Genomic DNA, 17641 nt, shown 5'->3' with positions numbered 1-17641 from the left:
TTTATCATTGTGTTAAGTCAAACGGTCTGATTTAACTAAGGCTCATCATACCTTTTTTCTATATCTATACGTGAAATACAGGACTTAAGTCTAAAAAAACATCATTTGTGAATGTCCAGTTTTCAAATAAAGTCTGCAATTTAATAATTTAAATAAAATTAATATATTGATTCATATGTTTTTTATTTGTTATTTTTCAAACATTATTTTTCATATGAATAATAACTTTTTTTCATGAATTTTGAGCTACTATGCGATTTCTTCACGATCTATTACAATCGGAAACACTTATCCATTGTCGGGCTGAAATAATTTGAATAAAGAGTCGTCTCAACTTCAGCGTGGCTTAAAGAACCGGCATATCCAACTCATCGCCATGGGCGGAGCTATTGGTACAGGCTTATTCTTAGGTTCCGCACAGGTGATTCAATCTGCAGGTCCTTCCATCATTTTGGGTTATGCCATTGGTGGTTTGATTGCATTTTTAATCATGCGTCAACTGGGTGAAATGATCGTACATGAGCCTGTAGCAGGATCATTTAGCCATTTTGCCTTTAAATATTGGGGAAAATTCCCCGGCTTTCTAGCGGGCTGGAATTACTGGATTTTATATATTTTAGTCGCAATGACCGAGCTGACTGCGGTCGCAAAATATATTAATTACTGGTGGCCTCATATCCCTGCATGGGCTTCCGTACTGTTCTTTTTCATCGTCATTACTTTAGTCAATCTCGGCAATGTAAAATTTTATGGTGAATCAGAGTTTTGGCTGTCCATCATCAAGGTAACGGCGATCGTATCGATGATCGTTTTCGGTTTGTATTTACTCATTACCGCTGATGCTGGTTCAACCTCATCATTTTCTAATCTTTGGACACATGGTGGATTTTTCCCGAATGGTTTTGAAGGTTTATTCTATATGCTGGCCTTCCTCATGTTCGCCTTTGGGGGCATTGAGCTGATTGGTATGGCAGCAGCAGAAGCCAAAGACCCGGAAAAAACCATTCCAAAAGCCATTAACCAAGTGGTTTTCCGTATCCTACTGTTCTACATTGGTTCACTGACGATTCTCTTGGCATTGGTGCCATGGAATCAGCTTGACTTAGGTGGTCTGGATAAAAGTCCATTTGTGATGATTTTCAGTCAACTCGGTATTGGCTGGGCTGCGCATTTATTGAACTTTATTATTTTAACCGCAGCACTTTCTGTTTATAACAGTGGCATGTATGCCAATAGTCGTATGCTTTATGGCTTAGCACAACAAGGCAATGCACCTAAAATATTTAATCGTGTGAATAAACAAGGTGTGCCTATTCCTGCTGTTTTATTCTCGGCTTTGTTAATTTTTGGCTGCGTATTGTTAAACTACTTTGTTCCAGAAGATGCCTTAAGTCACTTAATGTATGTCGTGGTGGGTGCATTAGTCCTGAACTGGGCCATGATTACGTTGACTCACTTGAAATTTAGACAAGCGATTAAACAAGCATCGATTCAAACCAAGTTCCCTGCACTTTGGGCACCAATTAGTAATTATGTAGTGCTGATTTTTATTGCAACCGTACTTTATATTATGTGGATGCAAGGCTTTAAAGAATCCGTACTGATGATTCCGATCTGGATTGTGGTGATGTTAGGCTTATTTAAAGTAATGAAGCTGAATAAATCTTAAGCAAAAACGATAAAGATCTGTCTTTTAAAAAGTTATTGTTTCGACAATAACTTTTTTTTTATGTCTATTTGCGCTAAATTAGCTGCGAATTGTGCCCTTAGCTTAACTGGATAGAGCAGTTGCCTCCTAAGTGACCGACGCGGGTTCGACTCCCGCAGGGCGCACCATTTTATGGTTTGTTTTTGCCTTTAATTTTCTATTGAAATATATTATTTTTATAATAATCAAAACTATAAATAAAATATTAATCTTTACTCCCTCTAGCTAAGTCTCTTTTAGGCTAATCCTTGTACAGTACAAACATTTATACACGAACTCTTGTACTGTAAAAATAGTCAAAAGCCTCAAAGCTGATCCAAACAAACAACAACGAATTTCAGATGGCTTGGGCCTTTATTTATTCATTCACAAAAATAGCTAAATATTTGCAAAAATTTAAATTGGAAGTCGTTGAATATTATTTATTAGGTCATGCTCATTCTGTAAGAAGTCAAATTTTTAATGTTCATCGATTAGATATGTAAAAGTGGAAAAGACATATAAATTTTATGCGAGCAAGATTATATTTACATTGAAAAATACAAGCTACATATTGAAAAAATCATCGCACTCTTAGCCCGCACCTTTTATTCAAAGGCACGGGCTATAGCGATTTTGTTAAAATCTGCGCTGCGCATCCAAATGATCCAACTTACTATACTGCTGTTGCATATCATTAAATGCGTCAGAAAAACCAATTAATGAAACTTCATTTACAACAGGTTTAGTCGTATTAAAGGCATTAAACTCTGTTTTCACTTCAAAGCCACGCTTGAACTGATCTATAATTGTTTGAGCATCGCGGTATAGGCCCTCGCGCGCCTGCCAAATACTATTATTATCAACTTTAAGCAGTGTAATAGAGTTTTTTTCATGCTTTATGCCAACACTTAAGCTGTAATTATCATTCATACGCATTACCGTAATATGATTTTTACGCATTGTGCAAATTTTAGTGCCTTCACTGCTTTTTACCCAGCATTGAATATTCCAGCTTGCACGTCCTAATAATTGATTTTCAGATTTTTCAACAGAGTCATTTGTACGCTGATAATCTACCCGCTGTATTAAATAACTCAACCGATCATTCTTCATGTTTATAGTTGCAGCCCCCGCTACATTTGCAATCGTTAAACCTAAAATCGCCCCAAAAAAAATATAAGTATTATTTAACATTAGTTTATATAAAAAGCCAAGTTAAGCACACTATAACAAACTTTTAATTATTCAGACCTTATACAATGATTTTATTTACTAAACTAAAAATACATGATTCATGACTTTATTGGATACAAAAAACCGAGCCTCTCCAACAATAGATTTTTTATTGTGCATTATTAAAAATATAATTAAAGATGTTTTCGCTATTAACAAGTCGCTAATATAATTCAATAGAAGTCTCTATTGACCAGCATGAGTTTCCCCCAAATACAGGTCATATAATTCCAACCAAACAACCTAAAGTATTGGTATTTATTATTTTTAATTGTTTAAAGACCAAAATTTATAATAAAAAAATATGAAATTAAATAAATGAGAGCGACATATATTTTTTACTTAATATGCATCAAAATCGAATTTTACCAAAATAAGCAATAAAAAAACCCCGACATCCTGTCGGGGTTTTTCGTATTTGATGCTTGGGTATAACTCCTGTCGTACCTCACATTCCTTGTTCTTTCTGTTGTTATTTTTATCTGGAGCATCCTGCTCTCTATGTCCCCATAATATAAAATAAGCGCGAGGTCGTATAGCCGCAAAGAGCGGGAATTGTTGTGAGCAAAAGCGTACACAGCTGCTTAAATTTCACCCCAAGGGTTATCCACAGAAATTGCGGGGATAATTTGGACAATCGATGAGTTGATAATGCACAATAGAGTGTCATATTGATTATTTATTGGTAAAAGATATCAAATTTTGGGAAAAAACAGACTTGTTTCCAAGCCAGATTTTTTCTGTTTTTGAGGTCGATCTAAATTCTTAACAAACTGAAAAACAAAGCTATTTAGATCGGATTTCGTATAAGCACCATGATATTAAATGGGTCAAATTAATACTTAAAATAAAGGTCGATTTTTATGTAAAAACTTATAAATCAGATTTGTTTTTTCCGACCCAGTTATACATAGCAGCCCCCCAAGCCAACCCCATAATAATACTAATAAAGACCAATCCCCCTACTGATCCAAAAGGAATCGTTTCTTCTTTAATCTGGACTTGCCATACATAAGAAATTAGGGCAAAACTTAGCCCAAAACAGAGTCCACCTTTAACTAGAATCCATTTAAGTTTTTCATTCATTTTAGGTTTCTCAGCTTTAAAACAAGATATCTCTGCCAAAAAAGTAAAGCTCCAGCAAAAATACATATGTAGGTTTTATTTTCAATCGAGAGGGCTAGCAATGTAAAAGCCACAGCAAATAAGAAAGAAAGGATCAAATGGGTTGTCTTACTAAATTTAGAAACTATTGCCAATTCGAGTTCAAGTAACTTATCTAATATTTTCATCATGCAAAGTATAAATAATTATTATTATCAATTATATCAGAAATTAATTTTTAAGATTCTCTAAAATCAACATAATCCAGCTTGTACGAAATGCTTAAATTTTCCTTTTAGCATCATCACTTTAGCTTAAGCCGTGACAGTAATGATTGTATTGTCATGGTTCTTATCTGACTTTTACTGTTCCACACCTAATATTGAAAAACTACTTTAAAGTGCTTTGTTTTAGGTCACAGCTATTGTTAAATTTTTGTTTAGCCTATAGATAGGCAACATTTAAATAAGTTAAAGATTATTTTGCACAAAAAATAAGGGAGCTAAAGCTCCCAATATCAATGACTCACTAACTTAGCCTCTATGCATTGATTCATTTCCTAAGCCACCCACTCACACGCCCTACTGTCAAATTAGCTTGTTTTTGGAAAAGTGGGATCATCCTGCTTATGGCATTCACCTATAATGTTATAAATTGTTGCACGACTTAAAAGTTGTAAATTGAATAACTTCTTTTAAGTTAATAACTCAAAATCAAAAAATTTCCCCCCCTAAAAGTCAACAACGCTTAAAAATCATAAATTGCTGTAAAGTTCACACGGTTATCAATCCCTTTTTTATCTGTAAAGGTTTTACGCTCACCATACATATATTCAATACCCAAATTAATAGGTTTAACTGGGTTATAGAACATATTAATCCAACCTTCTTTTAACTCTTTATTTTGGGTTAAATCATTACGCACTAAATCGGCAAAATGATTATCCGTATTTGCTCGCATATAACCCAAACCTAAAGTAGAACGGATTTTAGGGGTAATTTTCTGTGTTAAACCCAAAGTGACTACATCAAATTCATTGGGTTTCATCTCACCATTGACATCAAAGACATAGGCATAATTAGACCAAAGCACATTCTTGGTATCGCCTTTAATGTGATTATAATCAAATCGAAGTAGCGTATTTTCTGCCACTTGATATTTGCCACCCAATGCCGCGCCCCATGCCAAGAAATCATCATTGCCTACATGATTTGTCGCTTTTTGCGTTAAAAACAGACGTCCTGAAAGTGCAGAACCATTTTCAAATTTATAGTTTAAACGCCCAACAGCAGATGGGAATTTTAGCTTTGCATTCGCATCGGTGGTAAAGTTTTGAGTCCCTGAAGTCGTTACGGTTTCAGCTTTAGAGTCTTCTAAGCTAAAAGCCAAACTCATATTTTTATCCACAGGATAACTATATTTGACTTGTGGAACACGTGTTAAAGAACCACCGACAGAAAGTGATGCATCTACCGTTTCAGGGAAATATTCAACTGCATTAAAGTTTGACCACGTTTGACCAACTAACCATTGGTCATAGGTTAAATATGCATGACGAATACGGAATGTGTCACGACCAGCACCCCCAAAAAAGTCCATTTCAACTTTACCGCCAATACTGTGCTCACCAATTTTTGGGGTTTTAAAATTGAAGCCGAATCGCGTTGCATTCAAGGTACTTTGAAATTTATCAGAATTATTTGCTTCATTTACAGTGCCTTCCAAGGGAACAGCACTAATATAGTTATACATGGTGCTTGGCCCTTTGAATTGGTAGCTGGCATCTGCACGCACATTTCCATATAGCTCAAATTCGGCACCACCTTTTGTCACTAGCTGCTTGAGATCAGTTTTTAAAGCTGATTTTTCTTTCAATATTGGCAGCTCTGCAGAAATTTTTTCACTGGTCTGTTTTTGCTGTTGCATTAAACTCTGCAACTCCTGAACTTGCTGCTGCAAATGTACGACTTGTTCCTCTAAAGTCATTGCTGCATAGCCTGAAGTTGCTAGCATTAAAATGGATAGACTCAGTGTGGTCTTCGCTAAAAACTTTACATTTTTTTTCATTCTAAAATTCCATTTTGAATAAAAACTTTTCAATATTCCTGTTTAAAAAGTTTTTTTAATCAGCCTCTCTATTGATAAATATCAGCAACAATATTGATCACAGAATGTTTTTAATTCATTTTTGCACCTAGCGCGCTTTATACTTTTTCGCTTTGCTGCAACAAGTCACGCAGTTTAAATTTTTGAATCTTGCCTGACGGTGTTATTGGAATGTCATCCCACACTTCTAAACGCTCTGGCAGATATTGATTCGCCAATTGATGGGTTTTTAGAAAATCCACTACATCCTTTAAAGACAACTGTATTGACGGTTCTTTTAGTTTGACTATGGCACAGGCTTTTTCGCCCATTCGCTCATCTGGATAGGCAACTAAAGCCACCATTGCAATATTGGGGTGCTTATATAAAAGCGACTCGATCTCCGCAACTGGAATATTTTCACCACCGCGAATAATCACATCTTTTTTACGTCCCGCAATGCGGATATAGCCCTGCTCATCCTGATAGGCAATATCACCCGTATCAAACCAATCATCGGCATCGGTATCATTTAAATGTGGACGCTTTAAATAACCGCCAAAATTTGAACAGGTACGTATCAATAAACGTCCTGCTTCATTCACAGCTTTAACATTGCCTGCTTTATCAATAATTTTGATTTCGACACCCGGCAAAGGTATGCCATCTGTATGATATGAACGCTCATCATCATCTTCAGGACGCGTGGTGGTTACAGCTCCACACTCTGACATGCCCCATGCTGAAATCACTTTTACCCCTAAAATCTGACGCGCTTTCTGTACCAGTGGTCCCGGAATTGGTGCACCTGCACATAAGAAGGTTTTTAAGGATTTCACTTGATCATGATGTTCAGCAACTGTATTGGCCAAATCATTTAAAAAGGGGGTTGAAGCCATGGTAAAGCTGACTTGATGTTGATGAATCAACGCCACTGCCTGAGATACTTCCCATACATCTTGCAACACCACTTTGGCCTGCAAAATCACGGGCATAATCAGCCCATACATAAATCCAGTCTGATGTGCCATGGGTGATGCCATAAGAATCACATCATTTTCATTCAAATGTAGGCGTTCTGCATAAGGCACAATGTTGGCATACAGTGTATTAGAAGTATGCATGACGCCTTTAGGCTCACCAGTTGTTCCTGAAGTAAAAATAAGCTGCGTCACATCATCTGGATCAGCATGGAAATCATCCAACTGAGTGAGTGCCTCAAGATTTTTCTCTAAACCATGATTGACCAAAAGCTGGTCATAATTATTATCACCTAAGCCATTCACCACCACCACATGCTGCAAGGTTTCCAGTTTGGCTTGTAATTTATTGGCCAGCTGTTCATGATCAAAATTGCGATATTGTTTGGGAACAATGAAGACTTTGGATTCTGCATGCTTGAGCATAAATTCCAGTTCACGCTCCCGAAAAATTGGCATCAATGGGTTCAGCACTGCACCAATACGTGAACAGGCAAAATACAGTAAGCTGAATTCCCACCAATTGGGCAACTGGCAAGACACCACATCATTTTTTTCAACACCGAGCTGTTTTAAGCCCAATGCAATTTTATTGGTTAACTGTAGAATCTCTTTAAAATTTAAGGAAATTTGCTGTTTATTTTCCGTTCTAAAACTCACCAATGCTTCTTTTTCAGGATATTTTTCCGCAGCTTCATGCAAAGACTGCATCATGGTTTTATTCTGCCAATATCCTTGTTTCAGCATTCGCTCCTTTCTTGCAGATATAAGTACCGCGTCAAAGTCCATTCCCAAACTCCTAATTTTAATTGTATGCGAATTTTTTTAATCGATTTCTAGGGGGCATTGTGATTCTTCTCATCAACAATGCCCTTCATCCGATCCTAGGCTGGCACAGCTTTACGGCCTGCTTTATGGCGCGCAATAATCGTTTTCATAATTTGAGCAGTTCCATCGCCAATTTGAAAACCAAGCACATCACGCATGCGCTGTTCCATCACGCCACGGTCATAACCAGCATGGCCGAAAGTCAGCAAACATTGGTGCACAACATCATAAGCCAGTTTTGGCCCCCACCACTTACACATGCCCGCTTCTGCCGTATGCGGCAAGTGATTGTCTTTTAACCACAAAGTTTGCAAACAGAGTAAGCGTGCTGCTTCCACTTGCGTCTCATAATCTGCCAACGGATGTGAAACGCCTTGGAATGCAGTTAATGGCTTGCCAAATGCCTCACGCTGAGCTGCATATTCCCAAGCTTCATCCAACGATACACGCGCCACCGCCAAAACCTGTAAACCAATCAATGCACGTGAAAAATCAAAACCTTGCATCACCTGCACAAAACCTTTGTTTTCTTCACCTAAACGATGATTCACGGGTACACGGACATTATCAAAGAAGATTGAACCACGACCAATTGCACGCTGCCCATGACAGTCAAACCGTGTCGTGGTGATCCCTGGCAAATTCATGGGAACCAGTACCGCTGTGACGCCATGTGCACCTGATTCCACGGTTCCTGTGCGTCCAAAAATCACCGAAGCATCCGCTTGATCGGCGGCTGAAATCGAGGTCTTCTCACCATTTAAAATGTATTCATCACCATCACGTTCAATTTTCAAACGCAAGCTGCCTGCATCCGAACCGCCGCGTGGCTCAGTTAGGCCAATCGAAAAGATGGCTTCACCTGCCGTGAGCTTTCGTAGCCAAGGCTCGACCACTTCAGGATCACCATGTTCAGCCAAAATTTGACCATTGAGGGAAGCCAGCAAGTTAACGTATGAAAAGCTTAAATCTGCTTTGGCAATCGCTTCATGAATCACGCCAGCAGCTAAACGTCCCATGCCTTGACCGCCATATTGCTCAGGTAACTCAGGGGCAATAAAACCCATTTCACCCATTTTTTTGACCAAATCACGGTCAAAATTACGACTTTGATCACGCGCTAAAAATCCCGGAGCAATATATTTTTGCGCAAACTTCTCTGCTGTTTCTGCTAAAAATTCTAAATCTTCGGTAATGTAAGGATTTTTACTCATGCGGCCACTCCTTACTTAAAGAATTTACGGAATTCTGGTTTGCGTTTTTCTTTCAGTGCATTCACGCCTTCACGTGATTCTTCAGTGTCGTAATACAGCTTCAAAGCATACATGCCCATGCCTGCAATGCCTGCTTGATGTGCGGTATCCATATTGAAACTGCGTTTTGCAATGGCTAGCGCTGTTGGGCTGCGTTCGCACAGTTCCTCACCCCAAGCTTGTACTTCTGCATCCAATTGATCTGCCGGAACGCACTTATTGGCTAAACCAATATCAACCGCTTCTTGACCCGAATAACGGCGGCACATATACCAAATTTCACGCGCCTTTTTCTCACCGACCACACGTGCAAGAAACGCTGTGCCATAACCCGGATCGACTGAACCCATTTTCGGACCAACTTGACCAAAAATCGCTTTATCAGAACAAATGGTTAAATCGCAAATGGTTGCCAATACATTACCACCACCAATGGCATAGCCTTGTACGCGTGCAATCACTGGTTTTGGCACATCACGAATTGCGGTATGCATTTCTTCCATCGGTAAGCCAATGGTGCCGCGCCCATCATAATTACCATCATGCGCAGATTGATCACCACCAGTACAGAATGCTTTTTCACCTGCACCTGTGAGGACAATGGCACCCACTTCACGGTCATAACCTGCTTTATTCAGGGCACGGATAATTTCATCGCAAGTTTGACCACGAAATGCATTCATTTTTTCTGGACGGTTAATGGTGATCCAAGCAACGCCATTTTTTACTTCGTATAAAATATCTTCAAAATTCATCGTCTTTTCCTTTCCTTGAAAACTGTGATTTACGGTTCTATGCTATTTTTTCATTCACGTTAAAGGCTTAAATACCTTAGCCATTCATGGTTAAACCGCCAGAGACACTCAATACCTGACCGGTAATAAAGCTTGCATCATCACTTAAGAAAAAGGCGATAGATGATGCAAGATCATCAGGCTGACCTAAACGGCCTAACGGAATAGCGCGAGTGAAAGCCTCACGAAGTTTTTCTGGATTTGAAGCACCTTCAGTCACACCAGCCAATAAAGCCGTGTCTGTTGGGCCTGGGCAAATAACATTCACGGTAATGTTATTGCGAGAATGTTCACGGGCTAAAGTTTTAGAGAAAGCGAGCAAACCACCTTTACATGCTGCATATACAGCTTCACCGGATGAACCTACACGCGCAGCGTCAGAGGCAATATTGACAATGCGCCCCTTATTGCGCTCTACCATGCCTTTGAGTACAGCGTGATGCATATTCAGCATGCCGACCAAATTAATTTGAATCAGTTTTTCCCATTCATCTGGAGTCGATTTAAGGAATGGTTTGAAAATGTCCCAACCTGCGTTATTCACCAAACCATCAATTGCGCCAAGTTCAGTTTCAGTAATAACAATCGATTGATCTACAACTTGTTTATTTGTGATATCACATTGCACTGCAAGTGCTGTGCCGCCAGCATTTTTAATCTCATCCACAACGCGTTGCGCAGCTGCTAAATTCATATCAAATACTGCAACTTTCGCACCCTCTTGGGCTAAGCGTTTACAAGTCGCGCCACCGATACCACCCGCGCCGCCAGTGACAATAATTACCTGATCCTTGAGCCCTTTCATGCTGCCATCCTTTGTTAGTGTTATTCAAAATAATGATTCTTAATTCATAATTCCAACATAGACAAAAAGAAAAATAATTTCAATTATCAAATATATTATTTCGCAATGCGAAATATTAATAAAAAGTAAAATAAAAACATAAACAATTGTTAATTATCAATTTATATAAAATTAAACCACTGAAATAGAAATATTTAGTTACACATATTTATGGATTCACAATTACAAGCGAATGCTTTATTTCAAATTGGCTTTAATTCTTAAATAGACATCAAAAAATAGGGCTTATTTTCGTTATATATTTAAATATATTTTGCAATACGAAATTATATTAATAACAAAAATATGACCCAATGATGAAAGAAAAAATAAAAAAGGCATTACATAAACATGTAATGCCTTGAATGATAAAAGTTGAGTCAAAGCAGCGTATTGCCTTGATGAGACAACTATAAAAATGTCTTTATATTTTTCTATGCTGCATTAATTACAAAATGCAGCGATCCCTGTCTGCGCACGGCCTAAGATCAAAGCATGCACATCATGCGTACCTTCATAGGTATTGACCACTTCAAGATTGACCAGATGACGCGCTACACCAAACTCATCACTAATGCCATTCCCGCCCATCATGTCGCGTGCAACACGGGCAATATCCAGTGCTTTACCACAGTTATTGCGCTTAATTAACGATGTGCCTTCTACGGAGGCAGTACCTTCATCTTTCATGCGGCCAAAACGTAGTGCGACTTGCAGACCCAAAGCAATCTCGGTCTGCATATCCGCGAGTTTCTTTTGAATCAGCTGATTGGCAGCCAATGGACGGCCAAACTGCTTGCGGTCCATGGTGTATTGATGTGCTGTTTGCCAGCAGAATTCAGCAGCCCCCATTGCACCCCATGCGATACCGTAACGCGCACTGTTCAAGCAAGTAAATGGCCCGCGTAAGCCACGGATTTCAGGGAAGGCATTTTCTTCAGGCACAAAAACATTGTCCATGACAATTTCACCCGTGATTGAAGCACGCAAACCAACTTTGCCATGAATGGTTGGCGCAGATAGACCTTCCCAGCCTTTTTCCAAAATAAAGCCGCGGATCTCGCCAACATTACCTTGTTGCGATACTTCTTTGGCCCACACCACAAAAACATCGGCAATTGGACTGTTGGTAATCCACATTTTTGCGCCAGTCAGGCGGTAGCCGCCATCGACTTTTTTGGCACGGGTAATCATGCTACCGGGATCAGAACCATGATCAGGCTCTGTCAGGCCGAAACAGCCAATGTATTCACCAGAAGCCAATTTCGGCAGATATTTTTGCTTTTGTTGTTCCGAACCAAATTCGTTGATTGGCACCATCACCAGTGAACTTTGTACACTGGCCATTGAACGATAACCTGAATCGACACGTTCAATTTCACGGGCAATTAAACCATAACTGACATAGTTCAAACCTGAACCACCATACTGCTCAGGAATGGTTGGACCCAATAAGCCAAGTTCACCCATTTCACGGAAAATTGAAGCATCGGTTTTTTCATGGCGGAATTGCTCCAATACACGCGGCATCAGCTTATCTTGCGAATAAGCAAATGCCGTATCACGGATCATGCGCTCTTCTTCAGTCAATTGTAGTTCCAATAAAAATGGATCTTGCCAGTTAAACTTTGCTGTTTTCATTAGTCGTCCTTAAATCTAATTTTTAATCTTCAATTTTTACGCAATTGCCGTTTTAATCATGTCACGCGCAATAATAATTTGCTGAATCTGTGTCGTTCCTTCATACAAACGGAAAAGACGTACATCACGGTAAAAGCGCTCTATCGAATATTCACTGATATAGCCTGCACCGCCATGAATTTGCAAACAGCGGTCTGCAACACGGCCGCACATTTCCGTGGCAAACATTTTTGCACACGAAGCTTCGGTACTGATATTTTCACCTAAATCACGGCGTCGCGCTGCATCCAACACCATACATTTCGCTGCATAAATTTCAGTCTTAGAATCGGCCAGCATGCCTTGAATCAATTGAAAGTTTGCAATCGGCTGACCAAATTGCTTACGTTCAATCGCATAATTCAAAGCATCATCCAGCATACGTTCCGCCATGCCTGTACTATAAGCGGCAATATGTAAACGCCCCTTATCCAAAACTTTCATCGCGGTTTTAAACCCAACACCTTCAACACCGCCAATTAACTGATCTTTATGCACTCGGCAATTATCAAAGATGACATCACAGGTATATGAACCTTTTTGACCCATTTTTTTATCAATTTTTCCAAGGGACAAACCTTCTGTTCCCGCTTCAACAAGGAAAGCAGAAATTCCAGAAGCACCTTTAATTTCAGGATTGGTTCTCGCCATAACAGTAAAAGTCTGCGCTCGCGGAGCATTGGTAATAAAGCGTTTGGTACCATTTAAAATATAATAATCACCTTCTTTAACCGCTGAGGTTTTTAAGGCTGCGGCATCAGAACCTGAATCCGGTTCAGTTAAGCAAAATGAACCAATAATTTCACCGCTAGCATAACGCGGAAGATACTTCTGCTTTTGCTCATCCGTGCCATCAATAATAATGCCACTTGAACCAATACCATTATTGGTGCCAATTAAAGAGCGAAATGCAGCCGATGTATGTCCCAGTTCAAAGGCCACCCGAACCTCTTCTTCCATGGTAATGCCTAGGCCACCAAACTCCTCAGGAATGGTTAAGCCAAACAGCCCCATTTCCCGCATTTGTTGCACAATATGCTCTGGAATGGCATCAGTTTCATCTACTTCATGCTCTAAAGGTCTTAATTCATTTTGAACAAAATCACGCAGAGTTGATAACAATTGTTCTAACATCTGTTCGTCACGAATCATTTTTTTCTCCTACTCCATTTGAGGGTTAGATTTCCTTAAATTTTCTTTAATATTAAAATTAGTTTCACTATACGAAATACATTATCAATTTAATTCTACTCTGACAATAGAAACATCGTAATTTACGCAAAATAATCCTTAAAAACCCTGCACAGAGCTATAAATTAGATTTATTCTGCGCTTTTAGATTGAATATCCAGCAAAATTACTTTAAATTAATTTTAGAATTTAATTTTGCTATACGGAATTTTATCAAAATGAATAAAAATTCAATGGTCCATGTCGATTATGCGATTCCAGCAGTCGCCATTATTAAAATTAATCGTCCTGAAGCCAAAAATGCACTCAATACTCAAGTGCGGAAACTGCTTTCCGAAGCGGTTGCGTTACAAGCGGATAATGATGATATTCATGTCATTGTCATTACAGGTGGTGATGACGTTTTTGCCGCTGGTGCAGACTTAAAAGAACTGGCTGAAGCCAGCGCTATGGACGTGTATTTACGCCGAGCTGAACGCTATTGGCAGACCATTGCCAATTGTCCAAAACCAATTATTGCCGCAGTAAACGGTTTTGCCTTAGGCGGTGGCTGTGAACTGGCTATGCATGCCGACATCATCATTGCAGGTAAAAGTGCTCAATTTGGCCAGCCTGAAATTAAAGTTGGCGTCATGCCCGGTGCGGGCGGTACACAGCGCCTCGTTCGTGCTGTCGGAAAATTTCATGCCATGCGTATGATTATGACTGGCTGTCTGATTTCAGCAGAAGAAGCGTATCAAATCGGTCTTGTTTCACAAGTCACTGAAGATACTGAAACCTTAAATACCGCTTATAAAATGGCGCAGCAAATTGCCAGACTGCCACCCATTGCGCTAGAACAAATTAAAGAAGTGGTACTGCTTAGTGAAGATATGCCTTTGAATGCGGGGCTAGCCCTTGAACGTAAGGCTTTCCAGCTTCTTTTTGATACACAGGATCAAAAAGAAGGCATGTCAGCCTTTTTAGAAAAACGCAAACCCATTTATCAAGGCAAGTAATTAAGCTTTTATAAAGCAGACTCATATTGGATTGACAAACATTAGGATCACAACATGAATAGGGACATCAAAAATATCGGCATTATTGGTGCCGGAATCATGGGAACTGGAATTGTGCAAATTGCGATACAGTCCCAACACCATGTCTATCTCTATGATGCACAGCAAGATGCAGCGCAAAAAGCGCAATTAAAGCTTCAAGACACCTTAAACAAGTTGCTACAAAAGAATAAAATCTCTCAAGCTCAGCTTGATGAGGCTTTAGCGTATTTACATATTGTTGAAAATATTGAAGGACTTCAGCAATGTGATTTAATTATAGAAGCAATCGTTGAAAAATTAGCGGTTAAACAGGCTTTAATGAAACAGCTTGAAGCAATTGTCGACCCACAGACCATTCTGGCTTCAAATACATCTTCCCTTTCCATTACCGCGATTGCCTCTGAATGTCAGTACCCGGAACGGGTTGCTGGGTATCATTTTTTCAATCCGGTGCCCTTAATGAAAGTGGTCGAGGTCATTCAAGGACTGCATACCCATCCTGAAATTTTAGAAAAATTAGCAGACCTCGCTCAAAAGATGGGGCATCGACCTGTCCACACCAAAGATACCCCGGGATTTATTATTAATCATGCTGGCCGTGCCTATGGCACAGAAGCACTGAAAATTTTAAGTGAAAATACCGCCTCTATTTCTGAAATTGATGAAATTCTTAAAACATCACTGGGCTTCAAAATGGGGCCTTTTGAATTACTGGATTTAACGGGTCTAGATGTATCCCACCCGGTAATGGAGTCGATTTATAACCAGTATTATCAAGAACCACGTTACCGTCCCAATGTACTGACGCAGCAAATGCTGACCGGCAAAAAATTAGGCCGTAAAACTGGGCAAGGATTTTATCGTTACCTAAATCAAAAAAAACAAGAGATTGCAATCACACCGCGCTATGTCGCCAATCGAAATGGAATCAAAAAAGTGTGGCTGCACACAGAATTCAAAGACGATTTTGAACGACTATCACAGTATCTAAGCCAACAGTACATTCTGATTAATCATGAAGCAAAACCGACAGCCAATGATTTGATTATTATCGCCAGCTATGGGGAAGATGCGACTCACAGCGCCCTGCGTTTAGGGGTAAATCCTGAACAAGTGGTCTGTATTGATATGCTTGGAAATTTTGAGCAAAGCCGAACCTTAATGCCAAGCCTAGTCACACGGCAAAAACTGATTGAAGCTGCGCTGCATATATTTACTCAAGCAGAATGCAAAACATTTGTGATTGAAGAGAGCCTCGGATTTATCACACAGCGCGTTCTTGCGATGGTTGTGAATTTGGCTTGCGATATGGCGCAGCAGCAAATAGCCAGCGTGGAAGATATCAATGAAGCAGTCAAGCTCGGACTGGGCTATCCGCATGGCCCAATCGAATGGGGTGATCTAGTGGGTCGAGAAAAAATATTACGCATACTGGAAAGAATATCAACCATTAGCCATGACCCGCGTTATCGCCCTAGCCCTTGGCTACAGCGGCGCTGCAAGCTGAATTTATCACTCATGCATCATGCCTAAAAACACAATCCATATTTCAAAAAAACTTTAAGGAAAGAACCCAATGAACGCTTATATTTATGATGGTTTACGCACACCGATTGGCCGTCATGCAGGAGCTTTAGCCAGTATTCGCCCTGATAATTTAGCAGCGCATGTGCTTAAGTCCTTGCTGCATAAAACTGGAATTGATGCAGCAGACATTGAGGAAGTGATTCTAGGCAGCACCAATCAGGCCGGTGAAGATTGCCGTAATGTTGCACGCAACGCACTTTTAGTTGCGGGACTTCCAGTCACGGTTGCTGGACAGACAGTCAACCGTTTATGTGCCAGTGGCTTAGCAGCGGTAATTGATGCCGCACGTGCCATTCACTGTGGTGAAGGCAATCTGTATATTGCAGGTGGTGTGGAAAGCATGTCACGTGCCCCTTTTGTTTTAGCCAAAGCTGAATCTGCTTATAGCCGAGATGCCAAGATTTTTGATACCACCATCGGCACGCGCTTTCCAAACCCAGCTTTAATTAAACTGTACGGTAACGATTCGATGCCTGAAACAGGTGACAATGTGGCTGAAACTTTTGGCATTAGCCGAGCAGAATCCGATCAATTTGCGGCATCGTCACAAGCCAAATATGAACAAGCCAAACAAGCAGGCTTTTTTAAAGATGAAATTTTAGCTGTCGAAGTCCCACAAGGACGTAAAGCGCCGCCGAAAATCGTCGATGAAGATGAGCACCCTCGCCCAGCTTCAAACTTTGAAGCATTACAAAAATTGAAGCCGCTGTTTGAAGGGGGTGTCGTGACTGCGGGCAATGCATCAGGGGTGAATGATGGTGCTGCGGCTTTGCTGATTGGCAATGAAAGCATTCAGGAAAAATATGGCATTCGCCCTCTCGCTAAAATATTAGCCTCAGCATCTTCGGGAATCGAACCGCGTATTATGGGCGCAGGGCCAATTGAAGCCATTAATAAAGCCCTCAAACGTGCTGATCTCACTTTAGATGAAATGGATATTATTGAAATTAATGAAGCCTTTGCACCTCAAGTCCTGTCCTGCCTAAAAGGTTTAAATATTGCGTTTGATGACCCTCGGGTCAATCCTAATGGCGGTGCAATTGCCATTGGTCATCCATTGGGTTGTTCCGGTGCGCGCCTTGCACTGACCGTTGCACGTGAATTACAACGCAGAAAGAAAAAGTATGCTGTCATCAGTCTTTGCATTGGTGTTGGACAAGGCTTGGCGATGGTGATTGAAAATGCTCAGCTCAGCTAAATTCATGATGATCCCATCAGACCCGAGTTAAAAAATTGAACGCTATACAAATACCGATGAATAAAATGCTCAAAAGTTTTGTATAGCGAAATTTATTGCTATGATAAGCACAAATTGACTTATTACCCATTGGA

At 39.9% G+C, this 17641-nt stretch carries 13 protein-coding genes and 1 tRNA gene; 5 read left to right on the top strand and 9 right to left on the bottom strand.

The annotated features are described in order from the left end of the window. Positions 1–313: 313 nt before the first annotated feature. Positions 314–1669, top strand: coding sequence for an amino acid permease (locus F994_RS13820; protein ID WP_034697239.1), 1356 nt, complete (start codon positions 314–316; stop codon positions 1667–1669). 91 nt (positions 1670–1760) lie between these two features. Then, a tRNA-Arg gene (locus tag F994_RS13815) sits at positions 1761–1836 on the top strand. A 490-nt stretch (positions 1837–2326) separates the two neighbouring features. Here F994_RS13815 and F994_RS17020 read toward each other — a convergent pair. The 9 genes from F994_RS17020 to F994_RS13765 all read right to left on the bottom strand — a co-directional run bounded on the left by F994_RS17020 (position 2327) and on the right by F994_RS13765 (position 13643). Continuing rightward, entirely contained in the window at positions 2327–2884 is a 558-nt protein-coding gene (locus F994_RS17020) for a hypothetical protein (RefSeq protein ID WP_004651167.1), read from the bottom strand. 912 nt (positions 2885–3796) lie between these two features. Next, positions 3797–4009 (bottom strand): hypothetical protein, encoded by a 213-nt coding sequence (locus F994_RS13805; protein WP_034697237.1) that lies wholly within the window; start codon positions 4007–4009, stop codon positions 3797–3799. Positions 4010–4774: 765 nt separating this feature from the next. Beyond that, positions 4775–6094 carry a DcaP family trimeric outer membrane transporter gene (locus F994_RS13795; RefSeq protein WP_004651165.1) on the bottom strand — a complete coding sequence of 440 codons (1320 nt, stop codon included), beginning with the start codon at positions 6092–6094 and terminating at the stop codon, positions 4775–4777. Positions 6095–6231: 137 nt separating this feature from the next. Further along, a complete protein-coding gene (aliA, locus tag F994_RS13790) occupies positions 6232–7881 on the bottom strand; it encodes a cyclohexanecarboxylate-CoA ligase (RefSeq protein ID WP_004651164.1) in 1650 nt (549 codons plus the stop codon). A gap of 95 nt (positions 7882–7976) precedes the next feature. Then, the gene (aliB, locus tag F994_RS13785; RefSeq protein WP_004651163.1) at positions 7977–9134 is read right to left on the bottom strand and encodes a cyclohexanecarboxyl-CoA dehydrogenase; all 1158 of its coding nucleotides are present in this window, start codon (positions 9132–9134) and stop codon (positions 7977–7979) included. An 11-nt stretch (positions 9135–9145) separates the two neighbouring features. Further along, positions 9146–9928 (bottom strand): 2-ketocyclohexanecarboxyl-CoA hydrolase, encoded by a 783-nt coding sequence (gene badI / locus F994_RS13780; RefSeq protein WP_004651162.1) that lies wholly within the window; start codon positions 9926–9928, stop codon positions 9146–9148. A gap of 76 nt (positions 9929–10004) precedes the next feature. After that, complete coding sequence (gene badH / locus F994_RS13775) at positions 10005–10772, bottom strand: 2-hydroxycyclohexanecarboxyl-CoA dehydrogenase (protein ID WP_004651160.1); 768 nt, start codon at positions 10770–10772, stop codon at positions 10005–10007. A 483-nt stretch (positions 10773–11255) separates the two neighbouring features. Next, positions 11256–12452 (bottom strand): acyl-CoA dehydrogenase, encoded by a 1197-nt coding sequence (locus F994_RS13770; protein ID WP_004651159.1) that lies wholly within the window; start codon positions 12450–12452, stop codon positions 11256–11258. Between the two features lie 36 nt (positions 12453–12488). Next, positions 12489–13643 (bottom strand): acyl-CoA dehydrogenase family protein, encoded by a 1155-nt coding sequence (locus F994_RS13765; RefSeq protein WP_004651158.1) that lies wholly within the window; start codon positions 13641–13643, stop codon positions 12489–12491. Positions 13644–13900: 257 nt separating this feature from the next. On the opposite strand from F994_RS13765, the gene F994_RS13760 reads away from it, so the two are divergent. The 3 genes from F994_RS13760 to F994_RS13750 are packed head-to-tail and all read left to right on the top strand — an operon-like array spanning position 13901 to position 17507. Next, positions 13901–14680: an enoyl-CoA hydratase gene (locus tag F994_RS13760; RefSeq protein ID WP_004651157.1), complete on the top strand. Its 780-nt coding sequence runs from the start codon at positions 13901–13903 to the stop codon at positions 14678–14680. Between the two features lie 54 nt (positions 14681–14734). After that, complete coding sequence (locus tag F994_RS13755; RefSeq protein WP_004651156.1) at positions 14735–16255, top strand: 3-hydroxyacyl-CoA dehydrogenase; 1521 nt, start codon at positions 14735–14737, stop codon at positions 16253–16255. Between the two features lie 43 nt (positions 16256–16298). Continuing rightward, entirely contained in the window at positions 16299–17507 is a 1209-nt protein-coding gene (locus F994_RS13750; protein ID WP_004651155.1) for a 3-oxoadipyl-CoA thiolase, read from the top strand. Positions 17508–17641: the final 134 nt, after the last annotated feature.

Source organism: Acinetobacter bohemicus ANC 3994 (assembly GCF_000367925.1).
Lineage (GTDB): Bacteria > Pseudomonadota > Gammaproteobacteria > Pseudomonadales > Moraxellaceae > Acinetobacter > Acinetobacter bohemicus.
This window is presented reverse-complemented; position numbering and strand designations above follow the sequence as displayed.

Excerpts from the sequence above, each read along its gene's own strand:
- F994_RS13765 (WP_004651158.1), bottom strand. The coding sequence starts at position 13,643 with ATGATTCGTGACGAACAGATGTTAGAACAATTGTTATCAACTCTGCGT.
- aliB (WP_004651163.1), bottom strand. The coding sequence starts at position 9,134 with ATGAGTAAAAATCCTTACATTACCGAAGATTTAGAATTTTTAGCAGAA.
- aliA (WP_004651164.1), bottom strand. The coding sequence starts at position 7,881 with ATGGACTTTGACGCGGTACTTATATCTGCAAGAAAGGAGCGAATGCTG.
- F994_RS13750 (WP_004651155.1), top strand. The coding sequence starts at position 16,299 with ATGAACGCTTATATTTATGATGGTTTACGCACACCGATTGGCCGTCAT.
- F994_RS13760 (WP_004651157.1), top strand. The coding sequence starts at position 13,901 with ATGAATAAAAATTCAATGGTCCATGTCGATTATGCGATTCCAGCAGTC.
- F994_RS13795 (WP_004651165.1), bottom strand. The coding sequence starts at position 6,094 with ATGAAAAAAAATGTAAAGTTTTTAGCGAAGACCACACTGAGTCTATCC.
- badI (WP_004651162.1), bottom strand. The coding sequence starts at position 9,928 with ATGAATTTTGAAGATATTTTATACGAAGTAAAAAATGGCGTTGCTTGG.
- F994_RS13805 (WP_034697237.1), bottom strand. The coding sequence starts at position 4,009 with ATGAATGAAAAACTTAAATGGATTCTAGTTAAAGGTGGACTCTGTTTT.
- F994_RS13770 (WP_004651159.1), bottom strand. The coding sequence starts at position 12,452 with ATGAAAACAGCAAAGTTTAACTGGCAAGATCCATTTTTATTGGAACTA.
- F994_RS17020 (WP_004651167.1), bottom strand. The coding sequence starts at position 2,884 with ATGTTAAATAATACTTATATTTTTTTTGGGGCGATTTTAGGTTTAACG.
- badH (WP_004651160.1), bottom strand. The coding sequence starts at position 10,772 with ATGAAAGGGCTCAAGGATCAGGTAATTATTGTCACTGGCGGCGCGGGT.
- F994_RS13755 (WP_004651156.1), top strand. The coding sequence starts at position 14,735 with ATGAATAGGGACATCAAAAATATCGGCATTATTGGTGCCGGAATCATG.